The following is a 24,505-nucleotide window of genomic DNA, read 5'->3' as shown; positions in this document are numbered from 1 at the left end:
GATGATTTATAAGGATTGCAGACTCTCGGCTGCAGCCCTCAATAACCGCATGCCTTCCCGAAGCTGACCTTCATTCGCAAAAGAATAACTCAGACGGATCCACGATTTCATCTCTCCGAGGGGATCGAGGATCTCGCCCGGGACAAAGGCTATCGATTGTTGTGCACATAACCGGAACAAAGCCTCAACAGAGATCTCTTCCGGCAGCTTCACCCATAAGTTCAAACCACCCTGCGGAGCCTTCCACTCCCAGCCTGTGGCAGCCAGCTCTTCCTCCATAATCTCCTTATGAACCTGTAGTGCAATCCTCAGCTTCACGAGATGCTGCTGCAGGCGCGGGGAGGTGTAGTAATGGAGGAAGATTTTCTGATTCAACAGGGGAGTCCCGTTATCCGCAAGTGATTTGGCCGTAATTAATCTCTCCATGAAGGGGAAGCGGCAGGCCACGGCACATATGCGCAGACCGGGAGCTACATATTTGCTGAAGCTGCTGATATAAATGACCCAGCCCTCTGTATCATAGGCAAAAAAGGGCGGCGGCGGCTCCTCATCGAAATACATATCACGAAAGGGATCATCTTCAACCAGCAGGCAGCGGTAGCGCTCTGCCAGTTCTACCAAGAGCTTGCGCTGCCGCACCGGAACCGTGTACCCGGTAGGATTGTGATGGGTAGGGTTCATATAGAACATGCGTGGCTTATGCTTCGCCATCAACGCTTCGATCTCTTCCAGATCATAGCCCTCCGGAGTAATTTGAACCGGGACAAGCCTCGCACCCTCCCGCTTAAAAATATCCATAGCCACACTGTAAGTCGGCCTCTCTACAAGCACCGTATCCATGGGTCCCAACACAATTTTGGCGATTAGATTTATGGCCTGCTGAGCTCCTGAAGTAATCAATAATTCCTCCGAAGACAGCTGCAGTCGGTGATGCTTATTGAAATGCCGGCTTAGCGTCTCCCGAAGCTCGTCATCCCCTTGAACGGTCGAATACGTCCCCATGACCTTCGGGTACAGATCGAACACTTTTTTTACATAGTCAGATAAATAGAGATTAGGCAGCAGATTAGGATCAATAAGTGCCTGGGAGAACTGATACTTAGCCGGTACGCGTTGAATGTCAGAAAGCGGGTTCGTAAGCAGATAGGAAGACACTACCGCATTGTCCTCAAAATCCGGCGAAAGCATGGTACCCGGGGATACATAATAGCCAGACTTATCTCGCACATAGACCCTTCCGTCCTCTTTTAACTGCTTATATGCCTTAAATACGGTCAGTCGATGCACTTTCACCTCTTCAGCCAACAGGCGGATAGAGGGCAGCTTATCATGCGCATTCCATTCCCCCCTCTCCATACGGTTGATTATGAATTCATACACCTGTCGAAATAGCGGGTGTGTCTGCTGGTCTTCGACTGCCTTTTTCATAGCGTATCCCTCTCTCTCACCACTCATTTGTTATATTGTACACGAATTTGCTTCTCATCTGTTCTGCTGTTGATAATCTGTTCTATGTTCTCCCCTTTATGATTAACGGAATACTTAGAGGCTAAAGGGGAACTGAAAATGATATTTTTGGCTTATAGTTTGGTATGTCTAATCTTTGCTACGACCTTTCTCGCGATAAAAATCGGCGTGGATGCAGGTCTGCCCCCGTTTTTCTCCGCCGGATTACGTTTCTTTCTAGCAGGTTCTGTTCTATTCCTATGGATGGTTTGGAAACAAAAAGTCAGCTTCTCGCTGCTGCTGCGCAAAGAAATGCTTATTACGGGAGCTGCACTGACGTTCGGAACCTTCTCGGCCCTATACTGGGCGGAACAATTCGTTTCTTCTGGGCTTGCTGCGGTGCTGTCGGCTACCGGCCCCATTATGATTTTACTGCTACAGACCCTCTTTTTACGGCAAAAATCACCTATTCACTCCTTATATGGCTGTCTTATCGGCTTTACCGGAGTGCTTCTGTTGGTCCTGCCAAACCTTTCTGTGGATGTCTCTTCCCTATGGGTGATAGGCTGCGTCGTGATCCTAATCGGTGAACTCGGCTACGCATCAGGGACGCTCTATTCCAAAAAAGTTATCGCTACCTTCCCGAAGGTCTCTCCTATCGCCTTGAATGCAGCGCAAATGATGTACGGCGGAGCATTAATGCTTGTGTTGTCCCTCTTTACGGAGAAGGTACAAGTTGACATTCTATTCTCCTTCAAGGCTGCCGGATCGATGCTCTATCTAATGGTAATCGGCTCCATGGTAGGTCACAGCTTGTATTACTGGCTCGTTGCCAAGACCAATCCGGTCTTCCCTGCTACTTGGCTGTATATCTCTCCCCCCATTGCAGTCGGCGTGGGCGTGCTGTTCTATAACGAAGCCGTCTCCTGGATAACTCTAGTTGGCGTAGCAACCATAATTACGGGTACCGTGCTTGTAAATGGCAGTGCATTAAAGCAATTGATCCAAAAACCACGTTATAGAGCACAATTATCCAAAAAAATCTGATATAGTACGTACTATATGTTGCATTAATGACCACTATTATGTATTATATAACTCATAAAGATGATTAATACGTCAATAAGACTCATATATGAAAGGGGGAGCTGAGAATCGGTACTCCTTTTCATCAGAGGATTACCGACTTGTATCCGAAAAGTGGAGGGAACCTGTGATCGAACTGACATCACGTCAATTACAAATTATTGATATTGTGAAAAAAAGAGCTCCGATTACCGGAGAACAGATTGCGGAGAGCCTGCTTCTAAGCCGGCCGACCATTCGCTCTGATCTGTCTGTACTGGTTATGCTGGAATATATCGATGCTAAACCGAAAGTCGGTTATTTTCTGGGTAAGAAATCATCTCCCGGTCTAGGCAGCGGTTACCTGCTGCATGAAACGAAGGTAAAGGATATTCAGAGCGTTCCTACTATTATTCGCGAGACCACTACCATTCAGGATGCCGTAGTGACACTTTTTCTGCAGGATGTGGGCACTCTTATCATTTGCGACGATGACGGCAAGCTTACCGGTGTTGCTTCCCGCAAGGACTTTCTGAAGGTAACGCTTGGAAATCCAAGCGCAGCCGCCATGCCCGTAAGTATGGTTATGACGCGTCAGCCTAAAGTAGTAACGGTTTCACCGGATGATCCGGTGCTTGATGCGGCACATAAAATGATTTTTCACGAGGTAGACAGCTTGCCGGTGGTTGTTCCCTGCGAAATGGAGGGTGCCGGCACAAAGCTGGACGTTGTTGGGCGCCTGACGAAAACTTCCATCGTAAAGCTTCTCCTCGATCTTGAAGCCAGAGAATAACGGGAGGAACCTAACAGTATGGAAGAGTCTTCACAATTCATAACCATATGCTCGGATTCTATAGGAGATACGGCTGAAGCTGTCGTACAGGCCGTCATCCACCAATTTCAGAATCAGAAAGTTACGATCCGTAGATACGGCAATGTAAGACATGAGGATGAACTGAGGAAATTGATGGAAGAGGCGGCCCAGACTCAGGGCTTTGTCGCCTATACTCTCGTTCAACCCGAGCTTCGAGAGACCATACGTGAAGAGGCTGTAAGGCTTGATCTTCGGATTGTAGACATCATGGGCCCCATGATGCAGGCATTTATTGATACCTTCCATAGTGCCCCTCAGCGTAAACCCGGCCTTCTCCATCAGCTTGATGAGAACTACTTCCGCCGTATTGAGGCCATAGAATTTACAGTGGCCTGTGATGACGGACGGGATCTCGGTGCTATGCTGAAAGCGGACATTGTATTACTGGGCATGTCACGTACTTCCAAGACGCCGCTCAGTATTTTCTTAGCCCATAGGGGTAAAAAGGTCGTTAATTATCCGATTGTTCCGGAGATTGGTCCTCCGCAGCAGCTTCTAAGCTTGCCTCCGAACCGGCTGATCGGACTTACAATGAACCCTGAGCACATGCTAAAGATCCGTTCTGAGCGTCTTAAGATGCTCGGCCTTCCTATAGGCTCCCAATATGCCAGCATGGCTCGCATTACCGAGGAGATGGAATACTCCGATACATTATTTACCCGCTTGGGCTGCCCCGTTATTGACATAACGGATAAAGCTATCGAGGAAACTGCCGGAATCATCATGGGTTACATTTGAACAGGAGGGGAATTATATGGAACGCGAATTAGCTCTTGAGATTGTACGGGTTACTGAAATGGGTGCTCTGGCATCAGCCCGCTGGATTGGCCGGGGAGATAAGAATGCAGCTGATGATGCGGCTACCACCGCTATCCGTTCCATGTTTGATTCCGTCTCCATCGACGGTACTGTTGTGATTGGTGAAGGTGAAATGGATGATGCCCCGATGCTCTACATAGGGGAAAGAGTTGGGAACGGCAGCGGCCCATCGGTTGACGTGGCCGTGGATCCGTTGGAAGGAACAGAGGTGGTGGCCTGCGGGTTGCATAATGCTCAATCCGTGATCGCCATTGCCAATAAAGGAAGCCTTCTGCATGCCCCTGACATTTATATGGAGAAGTTGGCCTGCGGCCCAGAGCTCGCCGGCAAGCTAAATATTGAAGATCCTGTGGAGATTACATTACAGAAGGCTTCCCTTCATACCGGCAAAGCCTTTTCCGAGTTAACCGTGATGGTTCTTGACCGTAAACGGCATGAGAAGCTGATCGCTAGCTTGCGCGAAGCCGGTGTGCGTATCCAACTCCTGGGTCATGGAGATGTAGCAGGAGCTATTGCTGCAGCCTTGCCTGACAGTGATGTTGATCTGTACATGGGCTCCGGCGGGGCTCCCGAGGGAGTGCTCGCAGCTGCAGCCTTGAAATGCCTTGGTGGTGAAATCCAGGGAAAACTACTGCCTGAGGGACCCTTCGAAATGCAGCGCTGCCTGCGGATGGGAATTGCCAATCCCACCCGTGTGCTGTACATGGAAGACATGGTTGGAACCGGCGATGTGATCTTCGCCGCCACTGGAGTCACCTCCGGAGAATTCTTAAGCGGTGTACGTTTTATCGGAAAAGAGCGTGCGGAGACGCATTCCGTCATTATGAGGGCGCAGAGCCGTACGATTCGGTATATCCGCAGCATTCACTACTTGCCGGGCAAAGAAATTCCGGATGGGATTACGAATAGACAGAACGTAGCGTCTATGTAAGCAAGCCTTGATGTCTTAGATAAGATATGTATTAATAAGGGGCTTGGCCGGGAATCCGGTCAAGCCCCTTATGCTTAGAGATCATCTTCACCGCTAACCGTCACATTACCCGTCTTATCAATCCGAGCTTCCTCATGCCGCACAGTATCCTTAACTTGTTGTGTTTCTTGAACGGCCCGCTTATGAATTTCCACTTCACCTGTAATTACTGTGTTTTTGCTGACTTCCACTCTTTCTTCACTTACTGGTATACGGATTGTTTCATTCATGCCGACGGATTCTCCTGTCGGATCATCATTAATAGCCCGGCGTTCGATAACAACCTCCTCACGAGTAACGGGTACGTTGATTGTTTTTTGCTCCTCAATAACATCTTTATGAACAAATACTTCGCCCATTTCCACATTAATCTTGGATATATCCAGCTGTTCTTCGCGCAGGCGCAGTTTGCGATCCTCATCCCGTTCCAAATCCCGATCTGTTAGATCAGCAGTTGTAGAGCTAGTGATGGCCACGGTATCGGTGTCTACTGTTCCCGTCATTCCCGGTCTGTAAGCATTATCTAAGGGAGTGGTTCCAGCCGCCGTTCCAGAATTCATGGTATCGAGTCCAGTGTCCATACGCCCTTCCAGACCAGAGCCGTTAAATGCGGCATCCACCGTATTTTCAACCACGTTACGTGCGCCTCTAACAGTATCCCCGACTGTATCTCCAACAGTGCTGCTAGTATCCTTCACAGTTCCAACCACCTTTTCTCCAAAAGTATTGTTATAAGCATAATCGTTTGTATAGTGGTCAGAATTAGCGGAATTATTCCTGCGGAAAACAGAATAAATATCATCTGCCTTGGAGGTGTCGGCATCAACCATCACAAGAATCCGGCCTTCTTCTACATGCTTATCGTAGCTTGCAGCATGTTCCTCTGGAATACCTAGCCCAATCAATCCGCCCACCAATCCACCTGTACCCGCACCTACAGCAGCTCCTGCAAGTGTAGCCGCGATTGGCCCTGCTGCAATGATGGGTCCAATGCCCGGAATAGCTAATGCGCCAATCCCCACTAAAAGTCCAGTCAAACCTCCGAGGAATCCACCTGTTGCAGCCCCGGAAGCCAATCCTCCAGTTCCTTTGGTTCCCGTTTCCTCATTGATTGTATTTATATCTTTTTTATTTCTAGCAATGACTGAGATATCATCTGCCTGAAAACCATGCTGCTTTAATTCCTCAATAGCCTGAGAAGCCTCATGTTCGGTATGAAATACACCTACAATTTTCTTATTCATAACGATTCCCTCCTGCTAGTTAGTTTTCATTTGAGTTAGCATGCCTTGTACATAGCTATATTAACCAATCACCTCTCAAATAAACTGGAATTTGCATATTCAAAGCAGGTTCTCTCGGACACAATCTCTACAATGTTATCCATTGTAAGTTATATAATCTTACACGCAATTTACACAAATACCTCATTTGTTAATATTTTGGGAACAATTGTTATTTCACTATTCATTCTATCCTTTAAGAAGCTATAATTTCTGTAATCATGTTAATAAATGCAACATTACAGGAGGTAAACCCATGAACATGCGGTTAAAGGTATTGAAGGACCATTTGCTGTTTTGCTGCAGTGAGCACTGCTCTAATCAAGAGGTGGAGGACCTTATGCAGGCTTTCAAGGAAGAGCTAGTGGCGAAGGGTATCCACAAGACGGTAAAGATGAACAAAACAAGCTGCTTGGGACTGTGCGGCAACGGCCCCTTTCTAATTGTGTATCCTGACGGAATTTGGTACTACAATTTAACCCTGGACGATGTTCCGCGGATTGTTGAGGAGCATTTAATTAAGGGCGAGCCCGTGGAAGAGCTGGTTATGCTGAAGATGGAGGCTTAATCGTCTACAAGGATACACACTAAGGGGTGATCAAGCCTTTCGGGGCTATGAGACACCTCTTATTTGCGTTTTATCAGTCCGTTAAAATATATTGTATACTAGAGAAATATGTCGTCTTGCCACCTAGACACCTTATTAGAAAAGAGGCTGAAGCAGCCATGTCTATATTTAATTACAATTCCGAACGTCCCTTTCGGGGCAATCCTGACCTGCATCTACATTACTGGGGGCGTGAGAGCTGTGTACCGGGACATTCTGTCGGCCCCGGTGTTCGTGAAATTTATAAGATCCATTTCATTCACGAGGGAACAGGCCGGCTAACCGTAGGAGAATATTCTCAACCCCTGCAAGCTGGACAAGCCTTTCTGACCTACCCTCACATCGTTACTTATTATGCAGCCGATATGCATACGCCATGGACCTATTCGTGGATCGCATTTACGGGTGAGCAGGTCGAGTATCTTTTATCCAAAACATCATTGTCTCCTGAGCATCCCGTATTTCCTATGGATCTAGAATTAATGCCCGAGATGTATGAACGACTTACACAGGCTGCGGAGATTACAGATAGTCTTGATTTACCTTTAAAAGCAATCCTTTACCAGTTCCTTGCCCTACTGCTGCAAACAGTCCCTGCTTCTCCCGACATCCTTCCTTTGCCTAAGCAAAAAAGCCTTTATGTGGAGCAGTGCCTCCATTTTTTACATTCACATTATTGTGAGAATGTCACAGTAGAGATGATGTCTTCCACGTTAAAGCTGGATCGCAAATACTTATCATCCCTTTTCAAAAAATCCATCGGTATCCCGCCGCAGCAGTATTTATTGAACTTTCGCATAGCCAAGGCCTGCGAGCTGCTAGCAGAAACTCAGTGTACGATTGGTGAGATTGCCCACTCCGTTGGATATCAGGATGCCCTACTCTTCTCACGGATGTTCAAGAAGGTAAAGGGATGTTCACCGAAGGAATATCGATTTAGGCAGATCAATAATGACATTGTTCTATAAATCCCTTCCATACTGACATACGCATAAGTCCACTCTTTCGCTACAATTGAACGTGACACAGTTAAGTTAGGAACCGCTTACGAAGCAGATAATCGAGGAACCATTCGTATCGAAACCGGTTTTGATGAGCAGAATAGCTAATTGTCCCAGGCTTCATAAAACATTTAGGAGGAACATTACATGTATAACGCCAGTCCTACCAGATACGACAGTATGACATATAACCGTTCAGGCAAAAGCGGCTTGCGCCTTCCGGCGATCTCGCTCGGTTTGTGGCATAATTTTGGAGGCAATGATGTATTTGAGAACGGAAGAGCCATGGTAAGAAGAGCCTTCGATCTCGGAATAACTCATTTTGACCTAGCCAATAACTACGGTCCTCCAGCAGGCTCTGCAGAAGAGACCTTTGGACAAATTCTTACTAAGGACTTCTCCGCACACCGCGATGAAATGATTATCTCCAGCAAAGCCGGATATTACATGTGGCCGGGACCTTACGGTGAATGGGGCTCCAAGAAGTATCTGGTGTCCAGTCTGGATCAAAGCTTATCACGGATGGGATTGGATTATGTCGACATTTTCTACCACCACCGTCCAGATCCAAACACACCTCTTGAAGAGACTATGGGAGCATTGGATTTGCTCGTACGTCAAGGTAAAGCATTATATGTAGGGATCTCCAACTACAGCGCGGAGCAAACCCGTGAAGCTTCTCAAATTCTACGCCAGCTTGGAACTCCTTGCCTTATCCATCAGCCAAGCTATTCCATGCTCAATCGTTGGATCGAAGATGGTCTGCAGGATGTTCTTGCAGAAGAAGGTATTGGCTCTATCGCCTTCTCTCCTCTGCAAAAAGGTATCCTAACTGACCGCTATTTGAACGGTATCGCTGCGGATTCCCGTGCGGCAGGACCAAGTGTGTTCCTGTCCGAGAAGGAAATTACGGAAGAGGTTATCGGTAAGGTAAGGAAGCTGAACGATATTGCAGCTGCACGTGGCCAGAAGATGTCGCAATTGGCACTATCATGGGTACTTCGTCGAGGCAAAGTAACCTCAGCCCTCATCGGTGCCAGCAAAGTAAGCCAAATTGAGGACGCTGTTGCTTCCTTGAATGCTCCAGAACTCAGTGCAGAAGAGCTTGAGCAAATCGAGAATATTCTGCGGGGATAATTCCGAAAGAAAATAACAAAACGGCAAAGGTATTGATAGTCCCTTTACGGGATTACCGAAACACCTTTGCCGTATTTTTGTTTCCACATTATCTTATTATTTCCCGGTACTTCCACTGCCTATATCCGCCTGTTTCAATTATTCATTTAATTCTTGAGTGTCTTCGTCAATTTTGTATTCTAAAATATCTCCAGGCTGACATTTTAAAGCCTTGCAAATCGCCTCTAAAGTTGATAATCGAACCGCTTTTGCCTTTCCATTTTTCAATATGGAAAGATTAGCCATCGTTATTCCAACCTTCTCCGAAAGCTCTGTAACGCTCATTTTCCTTTTAGCTAGCATCACGTCAATATTGATTATAATTGCCATATTATTCACCTCAGATCAGACTATTAAATCATTTTCCGCTTTTATATCTATGGCTTCTTGTAAAAGTTTTTGGAGAACGGCAGCAAAGACTGCAATAACTATTGTAGCAAAAATCATGACCATTCCAAGTAGTATGACACCGGGGGCGTCGTCTTTCTCTGCCATGAGATAGAAAAGTGGCATGCCTACCACATATAAGATACTGATTGTAAATGCACAGTATTTTATATTCTTTAAAACTCTTACAGATAATTCCGAGAAAGCTTTATTCTTGTCAATATAGCTTAAAAGTTTAAAAGCTTGATACAGAGCAAAATAAAAAGGTATCGCCGTTGCATACAAATCGATAAAAACGAGATATTTCATATAAGCAATATCTGGATACAATTCTGCTGTATAATTCGCTATCGCAGGCACCAAAAATATGCACAAAGCAAGAACTGGGATTCCAATAAGAATAACAGCTGTTTTTAAAAAGAGTGTTGTTCCTCGTTTCATAAAAAGCACCTCACTTATTTATTATCGATTTGAATTTAACACAAAGTTTATCGTTTAACAATATATTTCAATTGTTATATAATATATTTATGTTATGATTTAATCGAGTAAAGTACCCGATTGGCACATTTTTACCGGGATGTGATGGGTTTCCATTGTGTGGTCGATGAGAGCCATTACGCGGAATTCCAGAACGAAGGTGTGCGGCTTGCCATTTGTTTGAATGCGTTGATGGCAGACAATACGAATCTCAATTGAAGACATGGGGAAACACAACCGGTTTTTTTGCAGATCCGGACGGCAACATTCATTCCCTCTTTACGATCAATCCACTATAGAGTGCCGAAGAGTCTGCTCTTATCTATCTGATACCAAAGTTTGCTCAAAAAAAGACAGTCAATGACTTCAGCTTTAAAGTCGTTGACTGTCTTTTATTAAGCTATTGTTTACCCTTTTACTGCGGACCCAACGGTGAGTGCATTCTCCACCTGTTCACTGAACAACATGTAGATCAACACGGTTGGCAGACTGGCAATCGTCATCGCCGCTCCCATTGCCCCCCAATTGGTCGTAAATTGTCCCTGGAAGAACAAAAGTCCCAGCGGCAGCGTCTTCAAGCTTTCTTTGGTAATCAGAATAACAGCCATAGTAAACTCATTCCATGAATTCAGGAAAATGAAAATGACCATAGTCGCGAGCGCAGGTTTTATAATCGGCAGCATGATACTGAAGAATGTCCGATAAATGCTTGCACCGTCAATACAAGCCGATTCTTCCAAATCAACGGGAATGCTGCGGAAGAAACCATAAAATACTATAGAAGTGAACGACAGATTAAAGGCTATATAGGGTATTATCAGAGCTCCATACGTATTGGCAATATGGAAATCGCGAACGAGAATAGCCAGCGGAATCATAATGACCTGGATCGGTATGAACATGCCGATCATCATATACGTGTGTGCAATTCCCCGAAAGCGCCACTGCAGTCTTGCTGCCGCAAAGGAGAACATTACTGACAGCGTAATCGCCCCAATGACCGTGGCAATCGCTACAATTAAACTGTTGGAGAAATAGACCGGAACATTGTATTTGGACCAAGCATCCACGTAATTCTCAAATCGCAGGTGAGTTGGGAACCCAAACGGATTCGATACGAAGATCTCATCATTATTTTTGAGAGAGTAGAAGATCATCCACACCAATGGATATACGGATAATAGAGCGTATAACCACATGAAACAGGCGACAGGCCAGTTATTGTTAAGCAGCTTCTTAAACCGGGTCATACTTGTACACTTCCTTTTAGTAGGAGATTCGTTCCCTGGCAACCAGGCGGTTGATGATAAGTGTTGCAAGCAGGCATTCGATGACTAATACAGCTGCTGCTGCGCTGCCATATCCGAACTCTCCTACACGGAAAGCAGAGCGATACATCAGGTAGGTAAGCGTGTAGGTTGAAGTCCCTGGCCCGCCGCTGGTCATAATATACATATTTGCAAAGGCATTAAGCCCCCCTGTAACCGCAAAGACCATACAGAATTTATAGGTTTCAGCCATCATTGGAATAGTGATTTTGACAATCGCCTGAAGCTTAGTTGCACCATCAATACGAGCGGCCTCCATGTATTGCTCCGGTACGGATTTCGCACCTGCAAGCAGTAGGGCAAAATGATAGCCCATGTACTGCCAGGCATTGACGAAAGCGATAGCGACAATAGCCGATTTTCCACTCGACAACCAGTCTTGATGATATTGAATTCCCAACATGTCGAACAGCTTGTTCATCAGGCCATATTCACTGTTATAAATAGATAGCCATAATTGACAAACCACGGTGATTGATAGAACTACTGGAATAAAAAAGCTTATTCTAAGAATCTTGCGGCCTTTAAAAGATACATCCGATACAGCAAATGCCAGAATGGAACCGATCCCGATCTGGGTCACTGTAATGATGGCAGCAAAGATAAGCCCATTATAAATAGCGGTATGGAATACACTGTCATTCAACAGTTCTTTATAATTATCAAACCAGATGAAGGTTCCCGCTGAGAGCCCATCCCACTCGAACATACTGCGAAAGAAGGTTTGCATAATCGGGTAAAACACCATAATTGTATACAAAAGGAGCGCGGGCAGCGTGAATATGGCAATCGCTGTCTTATTGCCCAAATATTTTCTCATGTCATCACATCCCCTGCGAATCTATCCGTGCCTCTAGTGTTGCTTATAAAGCAGATAGAACCCACCCGAGCGTTATCTTGAGCGAGTTCTATCCTCCGTTGCTGCTATTTAGCCTGTGGAACTGCCTTTGTTACATCTTTAATAAATTGTTCTACCGAATAGCCACCAGTCATCAAGCTTTGAGTAGCATCTTCAATTGCGGCTTTGAATTTAGCATCAGACAATCCCCAGGCAAACGCGGTAGTGCTGGTTATCTTCTCGATATCATCGGAAAGCTGTTTCATCATTGCCGGGTATTCCGTTACAACCGGTATCTCTACCTTCGTTGCTACAATTGGGTTACCGCGTTGTGTATATTTGTACTCTGCATATTTCAGAGAAAGGAAGGCTGCAACCTTTGCTGTAAGCTCAGGATCTTTTGTGTTCGGATTGACGGCATATCCGCCAGGACCTCCGCCACCGATAAAGGAGTATTTGCTTGTCTCATAAGAAGCTGCATCGACGCCTGGGAAGTACATCCAGCCTGCTTTATCTCCAAGCTTCTCAGTGGAAGTAGCAATTTCCCATTGTCCATTCAGGAACATTGCGGCTTTGCCTTCATAGAACAGCGAAGCGGCTTGGTCATAGTTCAGGTTAGTTGCACCTTTAGGGAGCAGGCCTGCTTTTACCAGTTCTACAATTTTCTCTGCGGCTTGTTTGTAGGCCGGATCACTTGGACTTACTTGGCCTTTATCCAGCTTCACGATACCTGCTGGCTCTTGACGGGTAACGAACATATCGTAGAGAGCCACAGTTGGCCATTTTTCTTTGGCAAATAATGCGAGTGGTGTAACACCTGCTGCATTAAAGCCTTTTACAGCTATCATCAGCTCATCATAGGTGGTTGGAACCTTAATATTATTTTTCTCGAACAGTTCTTTATTATAGTAAAGGAGCATGAATTCATTGCCTGCATACGGAAATGCATATACATGGCCATCATCAGAGGTTAATGTATTCATGGTGCTGCTGAACATTTTGTCTTTGAAGCCATAAAGATCGGTGTATTTATCCAGCTCTAGGATATTGCCGGATTTTTTAAAGGTATTAATAATGTCTACTCCCGCTTGGTAGATATCCGGTAAATTGCCGGTTGCCGCGTAGGTTTTGAGCTTCTGTCCATCATCTTGAGCCTGTACTTCCAGCTCCAATTCCACATTTGGCATCTCTTTCTTCAGTTCTGCCACGGCGTAATCATAAGGAAGCTTCGTATCATCGTCAGAATATTGGGCATATATGCGAAGTTTCACATTTTCTTGCGGTGCCGCTGTCGCTTCTTCCTTAACCACAGCATTTGTAGCGGCGGTCGTATTACTTGTCTCGTTAACTGTGTTGTTATTCGATCCACAAGCGCTTACAACAATCAAACTTAGACTTGCCAGTGCTGCTGCTGCCTTTTTTATCTTTCTCATTTCCTAACCCCCTTCAAGATCTCTTACTACCCTGAGTATAGAGAGAATAACTGCGGTTGATAATGCAAAAACTGCTTGCTTCTGGTACTATCTGCGTATGAATAAATATTAACCGCGGCTCTTCTCATACTCACTTGGTGAATACCCGTAGAATTTCTTGAAGCTTTTGCTAAAATAACTCGCCTCACTATATCCCACCCTCTCCGCGATATCAGATAAGCGTATTCCGCCCCGTCCAAGCAGCTCCTTCGCTTTCATCATTCGATATTGGGTGACATAGTCGCTAACCGTCATACCGAATTCCTTTTTATATACAGCTCGAAGGTAGCTTGCATTAATAAATACATGCTGCGCCACATGCTCAAGCTGAAGCTCAGAGTTTGCATAGCTTTGTTCAATGTAAGTTTTGGCGGATTGGGCTATCTTTGAAGCTCGGGTATTCTTGTACTGCCCTGTATATCGGATGGCTCTGTCAAATAACTGCTTAATCCACTCGAAGGTCATTTCGGCGGATTCAAATTTGCGAATTTCACTATATGGGAAAAAGTTTTCTCCAAAGCAATCCTCTATCGGATGCCCCGCTTCGGTAATATAGGAAAGATTCACAGCAATCAGGCCCATACAAATGACATACACATAATCAATGGATAACCGTCTTTCCCGGGTAGATTCAAATACGCCGTCCAGAATTAGCTGCACCCTTTCCGCATTCCGCATTCGAAGCCCGATCAGTAATTCTTCGTTAACCTCAATAGGGTAAAAAGCCCGCTTCCCGCTCTCTGTCAAAGTAGAACTGTAGGCGATGACCCGATCATGCCCGAGCACAAATTTGTTCTGCAGCGCTTCAAGGGCTTCCTTGTAAGAGCTTGAAATCCCCTTAAATCCCCCTTTACTGCGACCAACTCCAATAGTAATGGTAAAGTTCAAGTGTTTCTTAATTAACGAACCCAGCTTCTTATACCCTTCCAAGGAGGGAGTGATGTTCGTTTGAGCATTCGAGTGTTCGACTAGGCATACAATTCGACCTTCAGGCCCGTTAAAAATATTATAATTCCAGCCCTCTTCGAGAGCTTCATTCAGGATATTGGTGACAGCGTATTTCATCAAGAGTCGTTCACTAACTTTCTCCCACTTGCGGTCGATATGATCGATCTCGATACAAGCGACGATAAAACAAGGGTTTTGAATATGAATGTCAAATGGACTTAGGCGTTTGAGTACATCCGCATCGGTCAGATTATATTCGTTGCTAATGAGCTGATTAAGGAAACTTTCCTGCATCATCCGGTTATTTTCCTTGAGCGTAAGGTTCTCTACCTGAACTTTCCTGTACTCTCTCTGCAGCTTCAAAAGGGTCAGCATCAGCTCATCCTTGGAGAACGGCTTCAGAATATAATCCTCCACACCCAGCTTGAGCGCTCTCCTTGCATATTCAAATTCATTGTGGCCCGTAATAAGCACCACATTCATCTCAGGATACTGATCTTTCAGCTTCTCGGTTAACTCCAGCCCATCCATGAAAGGCATCGTTATATCGACCAGCGCAATATCCACCGGCTGCTCCATACAGAGCTTTAGCGCCTCGATTCCATTCTTCGCCTCGACAACAAGCTCAAAACCAAGCGTCTCCCAGTCCAGGGCCCCACGTAAATAATCCCGAAAAATAACCTCGTCATCCACAATCATTACTTTTTGCAATATAAAAACCTCCTAACTGGTCTGATAAGGCAGCTCAATTGAGACTTCTGTGCCAAGTCCAAGAATACTAGTGATATGTAGACCATATTCCTCGCCAAAATAGAGCCTGATTCGTTCATGGACGCTATTAAGACCGTAGCCAACTTGATTTTCTTGATCCTTAATTGCAGTGGTCAATGTTTGCAAACGTTCAGGAGCGATGCCTACTCCATCATCCTTCACTTTGAGAATAACCTTGTCACCCTCACGCCAGCCGAGAATTAACAGCTCCCCAAAGGACTCCTTGGTCTTTAATCCATGATAAATCGCATTTTCCACAAGAGGTTGAAGCGTAAGCTTAGGGATAATACAGGAGAGGATTTCCGGCTGAATATCAATGGTAAAGTCAAATACATCAGAGTAGCGAATCCGCTGAATGGATAAATAATCCTGAACGTTGCTAAGCTCATCCTCAAGAGAGATCTGATCTCTTCCGTTGCTAAGTGCTACTCTGTAGAAGTCGGCAAGGGCCTTCGTGGTCCGCTGTACATCTCTTGCCCTTCCCATCTCTGACAGCGTATAAATAACGTCCAGGGTATTGTACAGAAAATGCGGCTTCATTTGAGCGTGAATCAGAGCAAGCTCATACTCGCGTTTTTTTCTCTGCTCCGCACTGATATTCAGGAGCAGCTCCTTTATCCTTTGCATCATCATATTAAAGCCAGACGCCAGTATCCCGATTTCATCTCTTGATGCGATTTCCAGCTGATTATCCAGGTTACCTTCATTAACATGTTTCATTTGCCTAGAGAGACTAATGATAGGCTTTGCAATCCACTGGGACAAAACCCCCGCTCCCAGAATCGCAAACAACGAGCAGATAAAACCAATAAAGATAATTAATTGAGTAATCTTGGTTGTATCCTGAGTTAAGCGATTGTATGGAACTGTGGATATGAGCTTCCACCCCAGCTTCTTAATATCCGTGCTTACTAGCAGCATTTTGCCTTCAGGAGAGGGCTGAATCACATTGGGCTGTTCTGTTCCAAGTACCCAATCTTTCATTGCACCGTTTGGTAATGGATGAAGAACCTTATTCGTTTCGAGTGCCGATACCACAAGCCCATTCGAATCCGAAATTATAAAAGATCCCGCTTGTATAGACCCGATATTACGGTAAATGGCTGATAATGTACTCTCACGCATATTTAGAATGAGATAACCTTGCTGCTCACCTGTATTAATGTTAACAATACGTTTACCCAGCGTGAGTACGGGCTGCTCTGTGCTGGTCACCAGATAATTTCGGCGTTCCATGGCGAACCAAATATTGGAGCCATTGGTATGCTCCAGTTTGTTCAGCATACGATTCCCTGCTACAAGCTCCGCTTTAGCCTCCATAGCTAGGTTGGACCCATATACCACATTATTTTTATCTATAAAAGCAGCGGACTCCACGTCCGGGAATACGAGCAGCGCATAACTTAGCTGATTTGTGATCTGCGTATACAACTGTAAATCAGATATTTCTCCATCCTTCGTAAAACGTTCCTCAAAAATCACCTTGTTCAAATTCAATGTCAGCATATTTGCTGCACTCTCCGTGTTCGTGAGCATGCCATTGATGAGCGTAATGATTAAGGTGGAGTTGTCCGAGACGCTTTTTACCGTTTTTTTGACAATAGCCTCTGTATAGACATGGTAAGAAACAAAACCCAGAATACATAAAGGTATGATAACGACCGGCATATAGATAAACATAATCTTCTTACGAATCAACTGATTTCGGAACCATTCCGTTATTTGTAAACGCTTTAGTAATTGCATACTAAGACCCTCCATTTCAACAGCATTTACTTATTCTAAACGAACATAACATAAAAACAAGAGGCCTATCTCAAGTTCAATGAACTCTAGACAGATCTCTTGTTTCCATTTATTCCATATAACGGAGGATGGATTCAACTTCGTCCTCCAGTCTAAGATTCCTCTTTGAATGACAGCCCTTTATCCATAAGCGCCTGATGGAGCTATTCCATGGCCTTGGGTCCCATGCCATGCAGCTTCATAACCTCAGCTTCACTTAGCTTGGTGAGCTGTTCTAATCGTAAATAACCTGCTCCCACTAGCGCCCGCTTGGCCGGTTTGGCCAACTTATCTGGAAGATCACCTTGCGGTCCTCTGATCAATCCCCGGACCCCGTTTTCAGCAACAAGGATGGATCCATTCCCGGTTGGTCACTGAATCTTTCCAGTTCATTATAAGCCGGAATGCCATGCATAGCCATGTCCAGTCCCTCTTCTTCTTCCGCATCATTGACGCGAAGGCCAACGGTCGCTTCTATAACCTTTGCCGCACCGTAGCTTAGCACATAGCCCCACACGACCACCACGATGACTCCAAGGAGTTGAACACCCAATAAGTGGAACTGCCCTGTAGTCAGGAGTCCTTCCTTTTGGTCCAAGAGACCAACAGCCAAGGTACCGAAAGAACCGTTAATTCCGTGAACCGCAACCGCACCGACCGGATCATCCACTTGAAGCTTATCAATGGCGAGTGTCCCCCAGATTACAAGAAGACCTGCAACCAGCCCTATTAAAATAGAGGAGTATGGTGTTACGAACGCACATCCCGCTGTTATAGCAACCAGTCCAGCCAATGCTCCGTTCATAGTCATACTTGGATCCGCTTTGCCGTAACGGAACATGGTGTAGATCATGGCGGAGGTTCCTCCCGCAGCAGCGGCCAACATTGTATTTAAAGCAATAATCGAAAGGTTAACATCAGAGGCGCTCAAAGTACTGCCTGCATTAAATCCAAACCACCCGAACCATAGTATAAAAGTTCCTGCGGAGGCCAGCGGGATATTACTTGGAGCAAATACATTCACATCTCCGTCTGTATTGAAGCGGCCGCGGCGAGGACCCAAGACTTTAGCAAAGGCTAAAGCGGCAGAGCCTCCCAGAGCATGAATGGCAGCAGAGCCTGCAAAATCCTTCATCCCCAACTGAGCAAGCCATCCATCAGGATTCCACACCCAGTGACCCGAGATTGGATATAGTATAGCTGCTACAAAAACAGCAATCAGGATGTAAGCCTTAAAAGACATCCGCTCAGCGACAGCACCTGATATGATCGAGATTGCCGCAATAGCAAAGCCAATTTGAAACAGAACATAAGCAGATAAAGGAAGATTAAAATCGATATGTAAAGACTGTGAAGCGCCCCAAAAGTTGAAGCTAATGAGTCCGCCATAGTCTTTTCCGAACATAATTCCAAAACCAATCAAGAAGAAAGCCAAGACACCCACGGTAAGATCGACAAATATTTTCATGGTTACATTCACTGCGTTCTTTGTGCGAACAAATCCCGCTTCAAGCAGGCTAAAGCCGCCTTCCATAAACAAAACCATTGCAGCAGCAATGACTACCCAAATCGTATTTAATGCGACATCTGTTCCGGCATTCATGGTGTTACCCTCCCTGTTACTTTATATAACATTAACAATATTATAAAGAGAGCGGTAAATTGTCAACATCAAATGTTATGTTTGCTTACATAAAAAAGGAACAAAGCCTTGGCCCTGTTCCGAATATTGCATTTATTTTATTTAGATTACCAGGTTATTTTAGTTCAATTCGTCTATCGTTTCATCGGTTTTTCCTGTTCTAATATTGTACATTTCAAGCAAAGGTAGAACGAATATTTTACCATCGCCCATTTCCCCGGTCTGCGCTGTTTTGATAATGGTGTCAATGGTTTCTTGTACTTTATTATCGGAGACTACGATTTCAATCTTAACTTTATGATGCAAATTTACCGTGTAGGATTTCCCTCTATATACTCCCGTAGTATTTTTCTGCTGGCCACGCCCTTGTGCCTGAGTAACGGTGAAACCGGTTACCTCAATAACTCGCAGCGCATCGATTAATTCTCTAAGCTTTTCGGGACGAATAATAGCTTCTACTTTTTTCATATGTATCCTCCATATTAGTGTATCTCCGCATAAACGAATTGTACCATAATATTTGTTCTCTACCTAGATCATAGGATTGGATCTTTAAATAACTCTTCATATTTATCTGTATAAGGAGACTACACCGATTACTATATAGATTGTACTTAACCATACGGAAATTATTAGGTGTTCATGTAGGGCAACACGGGGAGAACACTCAACAGATTTGATTGTTCTCGAGTAACGGATAATTACAAAGTTTGTTTTGGATCCAGCTTGCTACCAGGAGTCTGAATCCGTGGCAAATAAAGTTTAGAGGGAAAATCCCCCTCTAAATCACAAATAAAACCTTGTAATCGGTAGCGTCAAGAAGTTTGTGTATGAGAGTAGAAGTATCTGCTCGGGTATCCGCGACAAATACGGCAAATCGTCTACCTACATGGGTTTCAATCTATATAACTGCACAACGTACACTTATATTTCTCCCTTAGCACACTTTAGGGTGTTTAATTGCACTTTATACACTTATTTTTGGGTATTCCGGGGTTTAACCGGCATATTCATGTTTTTAGTTGCACAAAGTACATCTATCCATCCATCCGAGCACTAAAAGCTAGTAATAAGTGTATAAAACACATCTATTTCACGGACTACCTCAGGCTGTTCATGGGCTTCAGTCGCTTGGGAATTTCCTTATCCATTCGCTCAATGGGATTGGAGGTGTAGGACTAACTATTATAAAGTTACTTGACAATGGATATCTAATGTATTAATATTATCCTATGATAAAAAATCTTAACTTAAAGATATCAATAAATTATCTTCTTTATAACTAAAGCTTGAAGAAACGAGAGGTGTAGTAATGGGCTTTTTAGACAAAGTATTGGGTAGAACTACAACAACAGAGGAGGAAAAAACAATGTCAAAGTTAAATATCGGAATTATCTTAGGAAGCACACGTCAAGGTCGTCTGAGTCCACAGGTTGGGGAATGGGTACAAAGTGTTGCAAATCAACGTGGGGATGCTAATTATGAAATCGTAGATATTGCAGACTTCAAGCTTCCACTACTGGGAGAAGTTGATGCTACACCACAAGCGACTGCTTGGAACGAAAAACTTGCCAGTCTGGACGGCTTCGTATTTATTGTCCAAGAGTATAACCACAGTATTACGGCATCTTTGAAGAATGCCCTCGACTATGCGCGTGATGCCTGGAACAATAAAGCAGCAGGTATCGTAAGTTATGGTTCCGTGGGCGGTGCTCGTGCAGCAGAACACCTTCGTGGAATTTTGGGTGAATTGTCTGTAGCTGACGTTCGTGTACATCCGGCATTGTCATTGTTCACTGATTTCGAGAACGGGACTGTCTTCAAGCCAGCTGATCTACACCTCACCAATGTAAACGGCATGCTTGACCAAGTGGTTGCTTGGAGCGGCGCATTGAAGGTATTACGCTAATACTCGATCCATTTTTTTCAATATGAAAAGACACCCCTCATTGCAGACATTGGCTAAGCACCTTATGGTGTCCCCGATGCAACTATGAGGGGTGTTTGTTTTCTTTAATCAAATAGATTCAGATAACGTTCCAACCCACTCCGTTTCAGATCTTCCCTCGGAATAAACCGTAGAGACGCTGATTTCACTCGGTAGTGCAGCTTCTCGGCTTCAGGACCATCATAGAATAGGTGTCCCAGATGGGAATGGCTGAACCGACTGTTCAGAGCCGTCAGGACCTGGCCATTGCGTAAATCCGCCTCCTTGGTTATCAGGCCTTCTGCAATGGGCTTAGTAAAGCCGGGCCAGCCTGATCCGGAATCGAATTTATCCCTTGAACTGAACAACGGCGTTCCGTCGACCACATCGACATAAATTCCGTCCCGGTCGTTGTCCCAATATTCATTCTGATACGGAGGCTCATCCCCCCTATTCCTTGTGACTTCATATTGCAGATCCGTCAGCCGTTCTCGCAGACGCTTCAGATCTTCTTTCGTATTCCAATGTTTCTCCGCAAAGTCGTCGCGTCCTGAACTCTTACGGTACATTTTATAATCAAACGGGTGGGTCTTATAATAATGCTGGTGAACCTCCTCTGCCGGGTAAAACGGCCCCGCTGGAAGGATTTCTGTAACTATGCGGCCCTTGAATCGTCGACTTGTCTGCAACGCCTTTCTTGAAGCCTCCGCCTGCTCCCGTTGTTCCTCACTGTGAACAAATATGGCTGTACGATAGGAATACCCGCGATCCATAAATTGCCCCGCATCATCCACCGGATTAATCTGCTGCCAATAGATATCTAGAAGTCTTTGATAGGAGAAAATGTCCTCTTGGTACGTAATCTGAACCGCCTCTAAGTGCCCGGTCGTTTCTGTACCTACTTCTTCATAAGTAGGATGATTCGTATGTCCTCCCGTATAGCCCGAAAGAACGGAGATAATGCCCGGCAGCTCGTCAAAAGGCTTAACCATACACCAGAAGCAGCCGCCTGCAAAAGTGGCTAGCTGTTCCTTTGGAGAGTTTCCATTCATCTGCCGTGCTCCCTTCATTTCTTTTCTAAAGTTTATAGAAAAAAAGTGACCCCGCCAATGTTTAGCGGGGTCGAGTTATATTTTATAAGGGGGTTATGTGTTTAATATAAACCTCTTAGCTTAACTTCATATGAAAGTATTATGAAGATTAAATTAATTTCGTTCTACGCTAACGAATTATTCCTCAAACTTGGCAAGTTCGGATTCCAAACCTTCAAGTTTGTTTCGGGCCGCCTCTAATAGCGTCTGCTGGCCAGCAATCTTGGCTTGTTCCAATTCTTCCTTGGCAGCCTCGATTTGAACTTCCAGATAGGTTATATCTGAGGAGGCTGCTGAGAAGGTTGAACGCTGCGAATAGGTCATCGTCATTCTCCTTTCTATGTTGAATCTCTGCCTTCACAGGGGTTTTCTAAATGGACGAATTATTTAATATAGGCTATCAAAGATATCTGAGGACGGAATTGGTGCAGTTATAGAACCTTGGGCAATTGCTTCGACCTCAAACGTACATTTGGGAAACTTAGATAAGCATGTCCCAAATGCCATGGTAAACAAATCCCACTAAGTAGTAAAGGATTTAGTATCCAAAAATCAGGATTAGGTGCCATTTGGTTTGGAAGTATAGGCCCGGCCGCCAGATTTATAGGTTGCAACAAAACCATCGGGGTCTGCACACACTGGTACCGTCGGTAATGCACCAAGACCATGAAAAAGGAAGCTGCCCACAAGTTCAGTGAACTCATGAGAAGCCTCTTATTATCTTACCCATACAAGAAAATGACAGTATTAGTCGCATTTCACTGCTTTCTAATTTCATCTTTCTCTGTCATCTCTATATGATTCGTAATACCAATCTTCATCAATTTCTAAATCAGTCTCATCACCGTAACCAGCTATCATATCATTATAATAATCCTCTTCGAATTGGATAGCGTCAGCGATTTCGACATTGAACTCTTCTTTCAGTGTCTTGTAGAAGAATCGAGAATAAAAGATGGTATTCTTCAAACCAGTATCTTCAAGCTGTTGGACTATATCTTCATGAAATTCATCCTTATTACTCGGATTAGCAAATTCTTTTTCATTTCGACTGACAAAATAGATTTTGTCATTTGCTGTATCAAAAAAATCAGAGTTAGTCACATCAAAAAGCGTTTCTAGTATCAAGGCGTCTCCGTATGATTCAGTATCTTTATGAAAAGGGCACGTTTTGAACATTTTTCTCTTCATCACGTTGGTAATCATTTGTGGTGTCGTTGGAATGATTACCGAATTTTCATTTTTAAATAGTCCGCCATTTATTTTTCTCTTTGCAACAGTTAAATAAGCAAGTTCTTTTTCCTTGAAACGATTGTAAATCCCCTTTAAGCTATTATTCAAGTCATCAATGTCTTTTTTAAATTCCTTATTACCTTGTTCATCGAAACTTAACCAATAACTTTTTTCCAACCGTTCAGAAATATCCTTCAAATTATTCCCTATAGAATGAACCATTTGGTTAATGTGTCGATTAGTTTCCTTAACTACAATTTCCGGAACTATTAATTGTGCCGTATAAAAATTCAACATTCGCTCTAACGCTTGCAATGATTCCGGAGGATTGTGTTTTGTCCTAAATACGATGAAATCAAAATAAATATTTGTATCTATTAACAAGTATTTCATATGCGTTTCCCTTTCGTTCAAGACACTTTATATTTTCAATTAAATCTTGTGTCAACGCTAACGTACTAATCCCCAAAAGTGGCAGTTGAATCTCCTAGATAAAACTGAATTACGGTTCGAATTTTACCCTATAACAAATGCTAACTACAGCTTCTGCTTATCTTCTTTACTCGGGAGTCTCTGCCTTTAAAACATATCTGCTGAACTGTGTGCACATAAACTTTGAATGACAATTATATCTTCCTCTTATCTCACATGCCCTTGCTTTCGCGTGACTAATGAAAATCATGACAATTCTTCTCCTAAACTTCTAATAGAAATTAAAAGTTTGAAGTTACCCTGACCAGAAAAGCGTCAAGGAATTTGAATTGTTCTTTGGCTTCAATTGATCACGACTTTGTGTATACTTATGGAGTATTAGTATTTCTTTATGATTGACACTCATTCGAAATTTTAAATAATATGATTTCAACTAAAAACTTACTTGTAAAGTTCTTAACATTTCAAAAGTGTTTACATATTCAACATTAAATTCTCTACAAACAACAGGAATCAATATTCTCTTTCTCATTTCTGGATTATTTGCTTCATGCGTGACTAGTTTATAATTTTTAGATTTCGCATAGGCGATTAACCAAGCATCTGCATTCCGAGCGAACTCCTCTTTAGCACTATCTGTAAATTGTGGGTTACTGTATGCCCATTGTTGAATTTCCGCATAACTTTCAATCACATCTTGAGAATCTGTACGTTCGAAATAATTTTTAAAATTCTCAGCAGTCCATATATGCAGTTTATCTGCATTTTGTGAGTTTGGAGAAATAATTTCATCTTGAATTTTATCTATACTACATATATTATTTTTGCCAGCATGGGTAATTAAAGATTTCCAAAAACTTGGGGCTAAATCAAAATCATAATATCCTCTATGTGCACTTATAAATACATTTGCGTCTAATACATACACTG

At 43.9% G+C, this 24,505-nt stretch carries 24 protein-coding genes; 8 read left to right on the top strand and 16 right to left on the bottom strand.

From position 1 onward, the window contains the following. Positions 1-6: 6 nt before the first annotated feature. The gene (locus J2T20_RS11750; RefSeq protein ID WP_307588494.1) at positions 7-1,428 is read right to left on the bottom strand and encodes an aminotransferase-like domain-containing protein; all 1,422 of its coding nucleotides are present in this window, start codon (positions 1,426-1,428) and stop codon (positions 7-9) included. Between the two features lie 138 nt (positions 1,429-1,566). On the opposite strand from J2T20_RS11750, the gene J2T20_RS11745 reads away from it, so the two are divergent. From J2T20_RS11745 to glpX, 4 genes are all read left to right on the top strand, one after another. Further along, on the top strand, positions 1,567-2,493 hold the full coding sequence (locus J2T20_RS11745; RefSeq protein WP_307588492.1) for a DMT family transporter: 927 nt from the start codon (positions 1,567-1,569) through the stop codon (positions 2,491-2,493). Between the two features lie 166 nt (positions 2,494-2,659). After that, positions 2,660-3,304, top strand: a complete 645-nt coding sequence (locus tag J2T20_RS11740; RefSeq protein ID WP_307588490.1) for a helix-turn-helix transcriptional regulator — start codon at positions 2,660-2,662, stop codon at positions 3,302-3,304. Positions 3,305-3,322: 18 nt separating this feature from the next. Next, positions 3,323-4,123, top strand: a complete 801-nt coding sequence (locus tag J2T20_RS11735; protein WP_307588488.1) for a pyruvate, water dikinase regulatory protein — start codon at positions 3,323-3,325, stop codon at positions 4,121-4,123. Between the two features lie 16 nt (positions 4,124-4,139). Continuing rightward, a complete protein-coding gene (gene glpX, locus J2T20_RS11730) occupies positions 4,140-5,135 on the top strand; it encodes a class II fructose-bisphosphatase (RefSeq protein ID WP_307588487.1) in 996 nt (331 codons plus the stop codon). A gap of 74 nt (positions 5,136-5,209) precedes the next feature. Here the strand turns inward: glpX and J2T20_RS11725 are convergent, their stop codons facing one another. Continuing rightward, positions 5,210-6,418, bottom strand: a complete 1,209-nt coding sequence (locus J2T20_RS11725) for a YsnF/AvaK domain-containing protein (protein WP_307588485.1) — start codon at positions 6,416-6,418, stop codon at positions 5,210-5,212. Positions 6,419-6,713: 295 nt separating this feature from the next. Here J2T20_RS11725 and J2T20_RS11720 point away from each other — a divergent pair, with 295 nt between their 5' ends. From J2T20_RS11720 to J2T20_RS11710, 3 genes are all read left to right on the top strand, one after another. After that, positions 6,714-7,025, top strand: a complete 312-nt coding sequence (locus J2T20_RS11720) for a (2Fe-2S) ferredoxin domain-containing protein (RefSeq protein ID WP_307588483.1) — start codon at positions 6,714-6,716, stop codon at positions 7,023-7,025. A 158-nt stretch (positions 7,026-7,183) separates the two neighbouring features. Further along, entirely contained in the window at positions 7,184-8,032 is an 849-nt protein-coding gene (locus tag J2T20_RS11715; protein WP_307588481.1) for an AraC family transcriptional regulator, read from the top strand. A 180-nt stretch (positions 8,033-8,212) separates the two neighbouring features. Beyond that, entirely contained in the window at positions 8,213-9,202 is a 990-nt protein-coding gene (locus J2T20_RS11710) for an aldo/keto reductase (RefSeq protein ID WP_307588478.1), read from the top strand. Between the two features lie 138 nt (positions 9,203-9,340). On the opposite strand, the gene J2T20_RS11705 is transcribed toward J2T20_RS11710, so the two are convergent. From J2T20_RS11705 to J2T20_RS11660, 10 genes are all read right to left on the bottom strand, one after another. After that, on the bottom strand, positions 9,341-9,571 hold the full coding sequence (locus J2T20_RS11705; RefSeq protein ID WP_307588477.1) for a helix-turn-helix domain-containing protein: 231 nt from the start codon (positions 9,569-9,571) through the stop codon (positions 9,341-9,343). A gap of 15 nt (positions 9,572-9,586) precedes the next feature. Continuing rightward, on the bottom strand, positions 9,587-10,069 hold the full coding sequence (locus J2T20_RS11700; protein ID WP_307588475.1) for a DUF2975 domain-containing protein: 483 nt from the start codon (positions 10,067-10,069) through the stop codon (positions 9,587-9,589). 446 nt (positions 10,070-10,515) lie between these two features. After that, positions 10,516-11,358, bottom strand: coding sequence for a carbohydrate ABC transporter permease (locus tag J2T20_RS11695; RefSeq protein WP_052087805.1), 843 nt, complete (start codon positions 11,356-11,358; stop codon positions 10,516-10,518). A gap of 16 nt (positions 11,359-11,374) precedes the next feature. Continuing rightward, a complete protein-coding gene (locus tag J2T20_RS11690; RefSeq protein ID WP_307588474.1) occupies positions 11,375-12,256 on the bottom strand; it encodes a carbohydrate ABC transporter permease in 882 nt (293 codons plus the stop codon). Positions 12,257-12,360: 104 nt separating this feature from the next. Further along, positions 12,361-13,707: an ABC transporter substrate-binding protein gene (locus J2T20_RS11685; RefSeq protein ID WP_307588472.1), complete on the bottom strand. Its 1,347-nt coding sequence runs from the start codon at positions 13,705-13,707 to the stop codon at positions 12,361-12,363. A 108-nt stretch (positions 13,708-13,815) separates the two neighbouring features. Further along, complete coding sequence (locus tag J2T20_RS11680) at positions 13,816-15,405, bottom strand: response regulator (RefSeq protein ID WP_307588470.1); 1,590 nt, start codon at positions 15,403-15,405, stop codon at positions 13,816-13,818. Positions 15,406-15,417: 12 nt separating this feature from the next. Beyond that, positions 15,418-17,211 carry a sensor histidine kinase gene (locus tag J2T20_RS11675; protein ID WP_307588469.1) on the bottom strand — a complete coding sequence of 598 codons (1,794 nt, stop codon included), beginning with the start codon at positions 17,209-17,211 and terminating at the stop codon, positions 15,418-15,420. Between the two features lie 203 nt (positions 17,212-17,414). Then, positions 17,415-17,573, bottom strand: a complete 159-nt coding sequence (locus J2T20_RS11670; RefSeq protein ID WP_307588467.1) for a hypothetical protein — start codon at positions 17,571-17,573, stop codon at positions 17,415-17,417. Continuing rightward, complete coding sequence (locus tag J2T20_RS11665) at positions 17,570-18,853, bottom strand: ammonium transporter (protein WP_307588465.1); 1,284 nt, start codon at positions 18,851-18,853, stop codon at positions 17,570-17,572. The genes J2T20_RS11670 and J2T20_RS11665 overlap by 4 nt, the downstream gene beginning before the upstream one ends. 159 nt (positions 18,854-19,012) lie before the next feature. After that, positions 19,013-19,360: a P-II family nitrogen regulator gene (locus J2T20_RS11660; RefSeq protein WP_307588463.1), complete on the bottom strand. Its 348-nt coding sequence runs from the start codon at positions 19,358-19,360 to the stop codon at positions 19,013-19,015. A 901-nt stretch (positions 19,361-20,261) separates the two neighbouring features. Between J2T20_RS11660 and J2T20_RS11655 the strand changes: the two genes are divergently transcribed. After that, positions 20,262-20,801 (top strand): NADPH-dependent FMN reductase, encoded by a 540-nt coding sequence (locus J2T20_RS11655; RefSeq protein ID WP_307588462.1) that lies wholly within the window; start codon positions 20,262-20,264, stop codon positions 20,799-20,801. A 104-nt stretch (positions 20,802-20,905) separates the two neighbouring features. Here the strand turns inward: J2T20_RS11655 and msrA are convergent, their stop codons facing one another. The 4 genes from msrA to J2T20_RS11635 form a co-directional block, all read right to left on the bottom strand. After that, entirely contained in the window at positions 20,906-21,871 is a 966-nt protein-coding gene (gene msrA / locus J2T20_RS11650; RefSeq protein ID WP_307588460.1) for a peptide-methionine (S)-S-oxide reductase MsrA, read from the bottom strand. Positions 21,872-22,048: 177 nt separating this feature from the next. Beyond that, positions 22,049-22,234 carry a hypothetical protein gene (locus tag J2T20_RS11645; protein ID WP_307588458.1) on the bottom strand — a complete coding sequence of 62 codons (186 nt, stop codon included), beginning with the start codon at positions 22,232-22,234 and terminating at the stop codon, positions 22,049-22,051. Between the two features lie 450 nt (positions 22,235-22,684). Next, positions 22,685-23,536 (bottom strand): PIN domain-containing protein, encoded by an 852-nt coding sequence (locus tag J2T20_RS11640; protein ID WP_307588455.1) that lies wholly within the window; start codon positions 23,534-23,536, stop codon positions 22,685-22,687. 472 nt (positions 23,537-24,008) lie between these two features. Further along, the gene (locus tag J2T20_RS11635) at positions 24,009-24,503 is read right to left on the bottom strand and encodes a DUF4411 family protein (RefSeq protein WP_307588454.1); all 495 of its coding nucleotides are present in this window, start codon (positions 24,501-24,503) and stop codon (positions 24,009-24,011) included. Positions 24,504-24,505 lie beyond the last annotated feature (2 nt).

It is taken from the genome of Paenibacillus wynnii (assembly GCF_030812855.1).
GTDB classification, from domain to species: Bacteria; Bacillota; Bacilli; order Paenibacillales; family Paenibacillaceae; genus Paenibacillus_AQ; species Paenibacillus_AQ wynnii_A.
Note: the sequence above shows the minus strand (reverse complement) of the source record. Positions and strands in the feature narration are given on the sequence as shown.